The 10,383-nt window shown below is 69.5% G+C and carries 10 protein-coding genes and 1 pseudogene; 7 read left to right on the plus strand and 4 right to left on the minus strand.

Going from position 1 to position 10,383, the window contains the following annotated elements; all coding sequences use genetic code 11:
- The first annotated feature begins 197 nt into the window (after positions 1 to 197).
- Positions 198 to 792 (plus strand): annotated as a pseudogene (locus VIM19_04375) (XRE family transcriptional regulator).
- Between the two features lie 973 nt (positions 793 to 1,765).
- Here VIM19_04375 and VIM19_04380 read toward each other — a convergent pair.
- Positions 1,766 to 1,888 carry a hypothetical protein gene (locus VIM19_04380; GenBank protein HEY5184145.1) on the minus strand — a complete coding sequence of 41 codons (123 nt, stop codon included), beginning with the start codon at positions 1,886 to 1,888 and terminating at the stop codon, positions 1,766 to 1,768.
- A gap of 108 nt (positions 1,889 to 1,996) precedes the next feature.
- On the opposite strand from VIM19_04380, the gene VIM19_04385 reads away from it, so the two are divergent.
- Both VIM19_04385 and VIM19_04390 read left to right on the plus strand, forming a co-directional pair.
- A complete protein-coding gene (locus tag VIM19_04385) occupies positions 1,997 to 2,464 on the plus strand; it encodes a hypothetical protein (protein ID HEY5184146.1) in 468 nt (155 codons plus the stop codon).
- Entirely contained in the window at positions 2,461 to 2,646 is a 186-nt protein-coding gene (locus VIM19_04390) for a hypothetical protein (protein ID HEY5184147.1), read from the plus strand. The genes VIM19_04385 and VIM19_04390 overlap by 4 nt, the downstream gene beginning before the upstream one ends.
- A gap of 700 nt (positions 2,647 to 3,346) precedes the next feature.
- Here VIM19_04390 and VIM19_04395 read toward each other — a convergent pair.
- The 3 genes from VIM19_04395 to VIM19_04405 form a co-directional block, all read right to left on the minus strand.
- Entirely contained in the window at positions 3,347 to 3,877 is a 531-nt protein-coding gene (locus VIM19_04395) for a DinB family protein (protein ID HEY5184148.1), read from the minus strand.
- A gap of 285 nt (positions 3,878 to 4,162) precedes the next feature.
- Positions 4,163 to 4,471 carry a VOC family protein gene (locus tag VIM19_04400; protein ID HEY5184149.1) on the minus strand — a complete coding sequence of 103 codons (309 nt, stop codon included), beginning with the start codon at positions 4,469 to 4,471 and terminating at the stop codon, positions 4,163 to 4,165.
- A gap of 233 nt (positions 4,472 to 4,704) precedes the next feature.
- On the minus strand, positions 4,705 to 7,152 hold the full coding sequence (locus VIM19_04405) for a penicillin acylase family protein (protein HEY5184150.1): 2,448 nt from the start codon (positions 7,150 to 7,152) through the stop codon (positions 4,705 to 4,707).
- Between the two features lie 959 nt (positions 7,153 to 8,111).
- Between VIM19_04405 and VIM19_04410 the strand changes: the two genes are divergently transcribed.
- The 4 genes from VIM19_04410 to VIM19_04425 all read left to right on the plus strand — a co-directional run.
- The gene (locus VIM19_04410; protein ID HEY5184151.1) at positions 8,112 to 8,429 is read left to right on the plus strand and encodes a hypothetical protein; all 318 of its coding nucleotides are present in this window, start codon (positions 8,112 to 8,114) and stop codon (positions 8,427 to 8,429) included.
- A 232-nt stretch (positions 8,430 to 8,661) separates the two neighbouring features.
- Entirely contained in the window at positions 8,662 to 8,865 is a 204-nt protein-coding gene (locus VIM19_04415; protein ID HEY5184152.1) for a hypothetical protein, read from the plus strand.
- A complete protein-coding gene (gene ltrA / locus VIM19_04420; GenBank protein HEY5184153.1) occupies positions 8,847 to 9,986 on the plus strand; it encodes a group II intron reverse transcriptase/maturase in 1,140 nt (379 codons plus the stop codon). Before VIM19_04415 ends, ltrA begins: the two co-directional genes overlap by 19 nt.
- Before the next feature lie 202 nt (positions 9,987 to 10,188).
- A partial coding sequence (locus VIM19_04425) for an SPFH domain-containing protein (protein ID HEY5184154.1) occupies positions 10,189 to 10,383 on the plus strand: 195 nt, incomplete at its 3' end.

The raw sequence follows: 10,383 nt of genomic DNA on the forward strand, positions 1-10,383 counted from the left end.
CCTCGTCAGCAACGGACAGATCGTGCAGACCTTCGCTCCCGAGCTGACGCGCATCCAAGCCCAGGTGCTCGACCTACTCAAGGTGCCGCACAGTGCCTACGGCATCACGTCGTGAAACCTATGCCGAGATGTGCGGAAAGCGAGACGGATACGTCAGGAGAGCCCCATTTCCGGGAAGGGTGCGCTGTCATGGGCCGGTGCAGGACACGACGATCGCGGCGGCGCTCGACCAGGTCGGTCCGCGGCTCAGGCAGTTGCGCGCCCAGCGTGGCGTCACTCTCACCGAGTTGGCCGAGGCGACCGGCATCTCCAAGAGCACGTTGTCCCGATTGGAGAACGGTCAGCGCCGCGCCAGCCTGGAGCTGCTGCTTCCGCTCGCCCAGGCCCATCGAGTTCCGCTTGACGACTTGGTCGGGGCGCCAGAGGTCGGCGACCCGCGGATCCGTCTCAAGGCGCACAGGAAGAACGGACGCACGGTGCTACCGCTCACGCGACAGCCGGGAGGGTGCAGGCTGGAAGATCGTCATCCCTGAAACCAAGAGCATGCCACGACTGACCGCTCACGAGGGCTACGAGTGGCTCTACGTGCTGTCCGGTCGCATGCGGCTCGTGCTGGGCGACCGTGACTGGGTCCTGGGGCCCGGCGAGGTGGTCGAGTTCGACACCCGGGTGCCGCACTGGTTCGGCAGCACCGGTGAGCAGTCCGCCGAGGTCCTGAGCCTGTTCGGGCCGCAGGGCGAGCGCGTCCACTCGCGCGCCCCGCGGGTTCAGCACAGCCCTCCAGGTACCTGACGCCCGTGCTTCGCCCTCGGCGCATCCCGTGCGATGTCCCCGCCGGGGCGCACAGCGGGGTCATGACCGCACACACGCACCGGCCGCCCGGCACGACTGTCCCCGCCTCGATCCCCGCGGACACACCTGGACACGCGAAGCATCGTGTCTGCGGACGCTGTCGATGTCGACCAGTGCCTCGAACTCATCGATGTTGGTGACGACCGTCTGAAATGGCGCAACTGGCCGTCCGAGGACGACGATGAGGCCCGTGACTGCTAACAGCTGGATGTCTGTTGCTGCGACTTCGACAACCTCCGTGTCCTCGCCCGAGCCGATGACGAACATGGTTTCCTTCGCCCCCTTCTGACCCGAGTCCGTGGGTAAGGCGTCGGATCGGGCGTGCCGGAAACAGGAAAGTGCCTGTCTGGCAATGACAATTGGAGTTGCGAAGCTTCAATCGGTCATCACAGAGAGGCACCTTCTGGGTGAGCACTCTACGAGGCATTCCCCGGGGTCGGAAGCAGGTTCGGGTCGGCGCGCCGGACCCGTCGTTGACGGGGTCGGCGGGGTTGCTCGCGGTCCACGAGCTGGCGGAGCGGGTCGGGCTGGTCGCGGCACTGGACGCGGCGGTGCCGGGGTTCAAGTCACGGCGACGGGGCTGCTCACCGGGGCAGATCGCGTTGGCGTTGGCCGCCGCGCAGCTGGCCGGTGCGGATCATCTCGTCGGGCTGGGCCACCGTCGCACGGATCGGGTCGCGGAGTCCTTCGCCGAGTCCCCGACGCCGGCGTCGGGCCCGGTCACGGGCCTGGCGCGCCGGCTCGAGCAGCCGGAGTGGGCGGCGCTCACGGCCGCGACCGCGCCGGTGACCGCCCGGGTCCTGAGGATGTCCTCGGCGCGGGCGCGGCGCGGCCTGCGGGGCCCGGTCACGATCGATCTGGACGCGACCGATATCGAGGTCTACGGCAAGAAGAAGCAGGCCGTGACCTACAACTACCAGGGCCAGCTCAGTGGGTGGGTCCATGCCGCGACGTGGGCCGAGGCCGGGTTGCTGACCGCGGCCCGGTTGACGAACTCGCGGACCACCGCGCACACCCCGGTCCTCGGCATGGTCACCGAGGCGTTGGGTGGCTCGCGGCGGCCGGGGTCACCGGTCCGGGCCGGCCACGGCCACGGGTCCGCGCCGACATCGGCTACTGCTCGAAGACGACCGCGTCCTCGATCGTGGCCGCGGGCGCTGACTTCGCGTTCGGGCAGCAACGACAACCCAAGGTCTGGTCCCTGCTGGACCGGATCGACCCCGGCGCGTGGACCCCCGCGATCGACATGCGCCACGGCGAGGTCACCGCCCTGGACTACCCCTACCCCGACTGGCCGCCCGGGACCCGAGTCATCGTGCGCCGAGTCCAGCACCGAGCGGACACCATCAGCGCCGACCCCCGCGCCCGGCGCCGCCGGACCCTGGCCCCGGGCCAGCTCGCCCTCGCACTGACCGCGAGCATCGACACGATCTACAGCTACTCGTTCATCCCGACCAACCTCGAGACCACCACCGCGGCCCAAGCGAGCGCGGTCGAGTACTGGCACCGGCACCGCACCGACATCGAGGAACTGTTCAAGCAAGCCAAGCACGGCGCCGCCCTACGGCATCTGCCTCCGGGGACCACGCGGTCAACACCGCCTGGGTCATGACCGCGTTCCTCGCCGTGAGGTTGACCCGCTGGCTGCACCTGCTGCTCGACCACCCCGCCCACATCGGCATCACCCGATGGCGCCGCGAGCTGATCAAAACCCCCGCCCGCCTCACCACCCACGCCCGAGTGAGGACCCTGCGCTGCCCACGAGCATGGTTGGGTCGGGGGCTGGCGCGGTGACGCTGATGCGTTCCGTTTCCAGCCCCGACCCAACCAACCTCATGTGCTGTTCGACCCACCGTTGGTCGGGTTGGGCGCGACGCGTGAACGCCATGACCGCTCTTATGTTCTCGATGCCGTGCTGCCGGTCGGGTGCTGCGGCGTGGTTCATCGCGTCCGTTGTGCACAGCTCGCTCACGACATCAATGTCTCCGCGACCCACGACCTCATCGAGGAACCGCCGCACAATCGCCTTGTTCTCCTCGACTCCCAGAGTCGCCTCCTTTGTCGTTTGCCGCTGAACCGTCGTGCCGACACCATCATCGTCCGGACCCCCTCGCGCCCGGAAGGTCTGCGGCAACGGCCCGGACTTCCTCAGGGACTTGATCACTGGCCAGCGCACGGACTTGACGGACCTGCGGATTCGAGGCGCTGCAGACGCTGGTCGACGAAGTGGCCCACATCGGTGAGGTCGGTCGACGCGATGAGCGAGGCGGCGAACTGCTCGGTACCAGAGTTTCGCGACCCCGGCGGGCACGCAGCGACCGACCCGGCGGATCACACGGCGTCCTGCCTATCCTGAAATCGGTTCAGTTTCCCCACTGAGCGCCTCAATGCATCCGCGCATAAGTGATGCTCGAGCGCGAGTTCCGGCGCTATCCGACGGGTTGACGGCGACGGCTTCGGTGATCTTGAAGCCATGGTTGCGTGGGCGGCCGCTTTAGTCGCCAGTAGCGCCGTCGATCTGCTCCCGCAGCAAGTCCGCGTGTCCGTTGTGCCGTGCGTACTCCTCGATCATGTGCACGAAGATCCAGCGGATGTCGCGCACGCGGTCGGGGTGATCCCCCCGGCTGGGTACTTCGGCGTCCAGCGGGAGGCCGGCGACGGCGGCGCGGGCCTGCTCGCACTCGCCGCGGTAGGCGTCGAGGTTGGCCGCGGCGTCGGCGCCCTCGATGTCCTCGAAGTCGAGGCCCACAGCATCTGGGTCGTAAGGCATGGCGTGGTCCTGCCACGCGGCGTGCATGCGGAACCACCAGCGCTCCACTTCGGTCATGTGCCGGACGAGCCCCAGCAGCGACAGCCGCGATGGCGGGACGGCGCGCCGCTTGAGCTGGTCGGCAGTCAGACCGGCGCACTTCATCAGCAACGTCGCCCGGTGATAGTCCAGCCACTGCTCGAGGCTGGCGCGCTCGCCGCACACCCGGTCCGGCTCGGCCCGATCGACCGCAGGCGCCGTCCACTGCTCGCTCACCGGGTCAGACAACCACAGCGCCGCACCCGGCGCACCCAGACAGCGGCAGAGCTGAGGGTCTCGACTGCTCGGAACAGCACAGCCTGACGGTGCCGCTGGCCCTGACCATCGAGCGCTTTGGTCTCAGCAGCCTGACTTGGTCGCACGCGTTCGCCGACACCAGGCCCGCAGGCCGATGTGGTGCGATCGAGAAGCACCGCTCCAAGTCGCTGTGCCTTGTCGGGAGCGGACGAGAAGTTCGAAGCGGAGGTGGCCACACCTTGGTCCGCAGCCGGGCAGCGTCTCTCAGTGCAGCCAGACCGTCCCGTCCGCTCGCAGGACCCAGCCGGGGTTGTGTGCCACCTCCCACGGGTGGCCGTCCGGGTCGATGAACACCCCGGAGTACCCGCCCCTGAACGTGGCTACGCCGGGGCGTCCGATGCTCGCCCTCGCGGACCGGGCCTGGGCGAGGACGGCGAGCACCTCCAAGGATGAGCCGACGTTGATCGCCAGCGTCACCCCGCCCCAGCCGCCTTGGTCGTGAACCGCGCTGTCGGTGGCCAGCTGCTCGCGTCCCCACAGGGCGAGCACCATGCCTCTGGCCTGGAAGGACACGGCCTCGCCCTCGGGTGACTCACCGGACCAGCCGAGCGGCGGGGAGCTTCCACCACTGACCCCGGCGCGGCCACGCGCCCGGGCGCTGTCAGCAGCGGTTGGCGGCGCCGGTCAGCATGCGGCGAGCCAACAGCCTGGTCCGGCTCGGGCGGCGGCAGTGTGCTGGTGGGTGCCCAAAGGGCGGTGCCTGCAGCCGTCCGACGGCTGACCTCTCCCGGGATGACGCCGGACGGTTAGGGCGTGAGCATCTCGACGGTTGTGGCGTGCGCCTGGACGTCGGCCTGGCTGATCCACATGGGTTTGTACTGCCAGGTCGCGTACAGGCTCAGCTGGTCGGCGAAGTGCGGGCTGCGCACGTCGCCGCTTTCACCCGGGGCGACCACGTTCTCACCGCGTGGTCCGGCCTTGTCCAGGCTGAGGATCTGGTTGTAGGTGCCACGGTTCATCCAGGGGGTGCTGGGCACGCTGCCGGCGCCCAGCGGGTCCCAGGAGATGGTGACGTCGCTGGTGAGCCAGCGGCTGCGATCGGTGGTGCCGTAGCGGGCGGTGAGCGCGTCCAGCGCAGCCACCAGGCTGTTGGTCACGGCGGCGTGAAGACTCGTGCCGTGCAGGTAGTCGTAGGTCAGCGGCAGCGCGGCCCGGTGCCCGGCCAGCAGGCGGCTGACGACGTTGGCGGTGGTGTTCTCGTCGGCGCCGCCGACGGCGAACGGGCTGCCGAGGGTGGGCACCAGGACCTGGGTGACGAACGTGGCATACCAGGCGGTGAACACCGTCAGAGCTGGGCTGTCGTAGGTGCCGTCGCTGTTCTGGTCGACCCGCTGCTGGTCCCAGGACCGCAGCAGCGCCAGGACCGGTGCCAGCCGGGGATCGGTCGAGGGGTCGACGTTGGCGAGCATCGGGCGCAGCAGTGCCTGCACCACCAGCACGTCCGGGTTCCCCGGTGGTGTCTCGGCGGTCTGCCCGGTGGTCTGGTTGATGCGTTCCAGGGTTGCCATGGTGGCCGTGTGGGGGGCGATGCGGTCGAGCTGCCGGGTGATCACCTGGACGCGCTGCACCGGCCCCCATTGCCAGAAGCCGTCGCTGGAGTTCGTCCAGCCTGGCTCGGGTTTGTTGTTCCAGTTGGCGAGCCAGCCCCGCGCCGGGTCGACTACCAGTGGCAGCTGGCTGGTCGGCAGGAACCCGAGCCACTCGTCGCTGCCGTCGCCGGGGTGCGGCAGGAACCGGTTGTCCGACGCTGGACGGATGGGCACCGGTCCGACGTGGGTGTAGGCGATGTGTCCCTTGGTGTCGGCGTAGGTGAAGTTGAGGCTGCCGCCGGCCCGCTGGGCGGAACGGACGAACTGGTTGAGGTTGTGGGCCTGGTCGATGCCGAAGAACGCCCGCAGCGTGTCCCCCACGCGATTGCGGGTCGCGTCGCGCAGCGCGATGGCCGTGCTGCCGGACATGCTCAGCACCGGGCCGTGGATGCTCTCGCACGCCGGGAAGGTCACCGGGGAGCCGCCGGCCACCTGGACCGTCTCGGTGCGGCAGCTGTACGGCCGCCACTGACCGTCGAAAAGGTACGCGCCGGGGTGGCCGACCGGGTCGAGGGTCTCCACGTAGAGGTCCTGGTTGTCGTCGCCACCGGTGGTGACGGTCCAGGCGTGGTCGAACCCGGCGCCGATGAGGACCCCGGGGACACCGGCCAGGGTGACGCCGGTGGCATCGAAGCCGGCGCCGTGCAAGCTCAGCTCCATGAACCCCTGCGGTGTGCTGTAGCCGATCTGGGGGCCGCCGAGCAGCAGCGGCTGCCCGCTGCGGGTCAGCCGCCCGGCCAGCGCGATCGCGTTGGAGTGTCCGGGGCCGCCGAAGCCGAGCGCCTGGCTTTGCTGCGCGGCCGCGGTGAGCAGAGCGCGCGTGCGGTTCACCGCGCCATGGTCGAGCTGGGTGCCGGCCGACGCCGTCAGGATGCGGTTGGCTGCTGGGTGGCTGCGACCGGGCGCGCTGGGGACGGTCGTGGGTGCGCTCGGGTCATCCAGCCAGTGCGTGTCGGCGAACGCCTGGCCCCCCGCGGCCGGGCCGAGCCTGGCCACCAGGTCCTGCAGCACCGCGGCGTTGGCCAGCTCGTCCGCGCCGGTCGTGCCGACCTGCACGACCGACAGCATCCCGCTGGCCAGCACGTCCTGCGCGGTCCACAGCTGCGGCGTGGCGTGCACTGCGGTGTACTCCAGCGGCAGGGTGCCGTTGTGCTCCGCCGCTGCGATCTCGGCGTTCAACCCGGCGACGAACGCATCCACGCTGATCCGGCTGGACCGGTCGAGCCCGGCGAGGAGCCGGGTCAGCCCGGCGGTGCCGCCGGTGTACTGGCGGAAGTACTCATCCGACAGCACGTGGCTGTTCCCGGCACCCGGCCCTATGAGGGCGGACAGCGTGCCGGTCGCGGTGCGCCGCACCAGGTCGGCTTGCCACAGCCGCTCCTCACCGGTGACCCAGCCGTCACCGAAGAACAGCCCGGCCAGCGTGCCGGCGTACACGTGCGGGACCCCGTACTCGTCGAAGACGACGCGCGCGCCGAGTGCGGGGGAGGCGATACCGCCAGCGGTGCGCGTCGCCGACGCCGCCGGCGCACCCGCCACTGCCAGGGATACGGCCGCCGCCACGGCGACCGCCAGACGAGCCGAGGTTCGGGTGCGAACACGCATGATGCACTCCTCCAGCTAGGGCACTCGAACGTAAGTGGTGGGGGTCGCCGACCCCGGAGCAGTAGCTGCCCGACCCGCGCGCCGCAACACCGTTGGGGGCAAGACGGTCGAGTCGAGCTGGACCTGGTGCGAAACTCGGAAGTGATGCATGGCAGCCGCCCTTACACCGGGGACCCGCCTAGAGCGATGCTTCACGCTACTCAGGCATCCCCTTCCATGGAAGAGGGGAGGCGGGCTCGGACCGGGGGCCAAGCCGAGTGCTCAACGCGCCGGTCCGGAAGCGTCCGTGGTCGTGGTGTCCCGCGGGCGCGTGGGCATGGCTCGGCGATCGCCGCCGCTTCAGAGGCTGACCCGGCCCGCGGCGGATGCGCCGGGTCAGCACGGGCTGGGTGTTGGACGCCGCTCCCGAGGACGACCGGGCGAGGGCGAGGGGGGTGGCGTGAGCCTGGCGCTGGACCGTGCCGCGGCGCGTGAGGTCGGAGCCCGCCAGGATCACCGCCCGAGGGGGCTTCACCTGCCCGGGTCACGGTTCGGGTGTTGGTGCGCCACGGTCCGCAACCGCGGTGGAACACGATTGTGGACGCGCGTAGCATCCGGCGCATGCCGGTTCGCACCGTCCTGGAGCGCGGGCCCAAGGGGAAGAAGACGGTGGCCTTTGCGGTCGACTGGCCGGGCTGGAGCCGGGGGGCGAGGAACCCCGAGCTGTCGCTGGAGCTGCTCGAGTCGTATCGCGGGCGGTACCGGCGGGTCGCCGTGGCGGCCGGCATGGCCGACGAGTTCGACGCCGCCGGGCCTCTCGAGGTCGTCGAGGACCGGGTCGGCACGGGCTCGACGGACTTCTGGGGCATTTCGTTCTCTCCTTCGGGCCTGGAGCACGAGCCGATGGATGACGCCGAGTCGACCGCAAGATCGGGCTGCTCCGCGCGTGCTGGGGGTTCTTCGACGCGGTGGCGGCGTGGGTGTCCGCGGAGATACGCAAGGGCCCTCGTGGCGGTGGGCGCGACCGCGACCAGATCATCCGCCACACCATCCGCACCGAGAGCGAGGACTTCGCCAAGCGCTTGGGGTTGCGGGTAGCAGAGGGCGGTGCGCTGACGCCGAAGGGCCTGCGTGACTATCGAGAGACGTATGTCGCCTCCATGCGGGCGTACAACGCCGGTGAGGGCAAGCGGATGCGATCGTGGAACCTGCCGTTTCAAATCCGGCACAGCGCCTTCCATGTCATGGACCACGCATGGGAGATGGAGGACAAGGACCTCACCGCACCCGCCGAGTGATTCGCGGAGACGTTCAGCGACCTTGGCGGTTGTGTTTGCTGTTGGACCGCGTCCCCCCGCGAATCCGTCTCGGGTGACTCCGCCGCAGCCACCAGACGTGGGCCCTCTGCAACCGCGCGGCAATGCCAGCGTTGACGTGATCGGTGCGTCCAAGATCAACGAACCTCGTTCGGCATCAGGCGCGTCCTGAGCCGGCACACTGGAGCGGATCCAGGATCCAGGGGGTGGAGACGTGCGTCCAACTGCTGTGAAGGCGGCTCGGGCGGCGATGCTCTCCGCTGGCGTCAAGGCCGATCCCGGACGTCGGTTCCACGCGTTGCATGACAAGGTCCTGCGCAGGGACGTCATGTGGCGGGCCTGGGGCCAGGTGCGCCGCAATGACAGCGCGGCCGGCATCGACGGGGTCACCTGGAGGCGGTGGAGCAGTACGGGGTGACCCGGCTGCTCGACGAACTGGTCACGGATCTTAAGGACGGCAGATGGCGGCCGGTCCCGGCGCGGCGGGTGTTCATCCCGAAGCCCGGCAGCACCGAGCGGCGCCCGCTGTCGATCCCCACGGTGCGTGATCGGATCGTGCAGGCGGCGTTGAAGATCGTGCTTGAGCCGATCTTCGAGGCCGACTTCTTGCCGTGTTCGTTCGGGTTCCGACCCAAGCGGGCGGCGCAGGACGCCTTGCAAGTCCTGCTGGACGAGTCGTTCAAAGGACAGCGGTGGGTGGTCGAGACGGACATCGCCAATTGTTTCGAGGCGATCCCGCACGAGGAGTTGATGCAGGCGGTCCAGGAACGGGTCTGCGACCGGGCCGTGCCCAAGCTGCTGCGCGTGATCTTGCGCGCGGGAGTCATGCGGGACGGTCAGGTCTGGCGTGCGGTCACCGGCACCCCGCAGGGCGGGGTCGTCTCCCCGCTGCTCTGCAACGTCTACGTGCACCGGCTCGACCGGGCCTGGAGACCTGCTTACGGGACGCTGGTCCGTTACGTCGACGATCTGGTGGTGATGTGCCGGACGCAGGGGCAGGCGCGAGCGGCGCGGGCTCGGTTGACCGGGCTGCTGGCCGAACTTGGGTTGGAACCAAAGGCGGCCAAGACCCGGATCGTGCACCTGCAGGAGGGCGGGGAAGGGTTCGACTTCCTCGGCTTCCACCAACGGTGGGTATCCACCCGGGCGGCGCGCAGCACGCGCCGCCTGTCGTTTCTGGCCCGCTGGCCTTCACGCAAGGCGACACAGCATGCCCGCGACCGGATCCGTGAACTCACGGCACGGTCGCGGCTCGCGGTGCCGGTCGAGCACGTCGTGCGCGAGGTGAACCTCTTCGTGCGCGGCTGGGTCGGGTACTTCCGCTACGGAAACTCGGCCGAGTCCTTCGACAAGATCAGCGCCTACGCGGATGAACGGATGTGCCTGTTCGTCGGCAAACGCCACAAGCGTGGCCGCCGCTACGGACGAGCGTTGTTGATCCGTTCCGGGGACCGCTTTGGGCTGATCAACCTCCATGGAACCGTTGTCGCCCCCAGGCCGAACCGGCCCTGGCGGGCTCCGGTCGAACACCGCCGGTGAAGGACGTCGGTGAGCCGTGTGCGGGAGAACCGCATGCACGGTTCGACGGGCGGGGGCTGGAAACGGAGCGCTACTGCGTCACCGCGCCAGTCCCCGACCCAACCGCGACCCTGAATGGGGCGCTGAGGACTTGTGACTCTCGCACGCCCGCGAACGGCGACGCACCCTGGCAGTGGAGGGCGGTCCCTCCAAGGAGGTTTTGATGACCACCACGCAGATCGTCGTTTTCGTCGTCATCGTGCTAGTGCTCGTGGGGCTGCTCGCGCTCTCGATCAAGATCGTCAAGCAGTACGAGCGGGGCGTTGTGCTCCGATTTGGCCGGCTGCACGGCGTGCGGGAGCCGGGGTTGCGGCTGATCATCCCGTTCGTCGACGTGATGCACCGGGTGTCCCTGCGG

The organism is Actinomycetes bacterium (assembly GCA_036510875.1).
GTDB lineage: Bacteria > Actinomycetota > Actinomycetes > Prado026 > Prado026 > DATCDE01.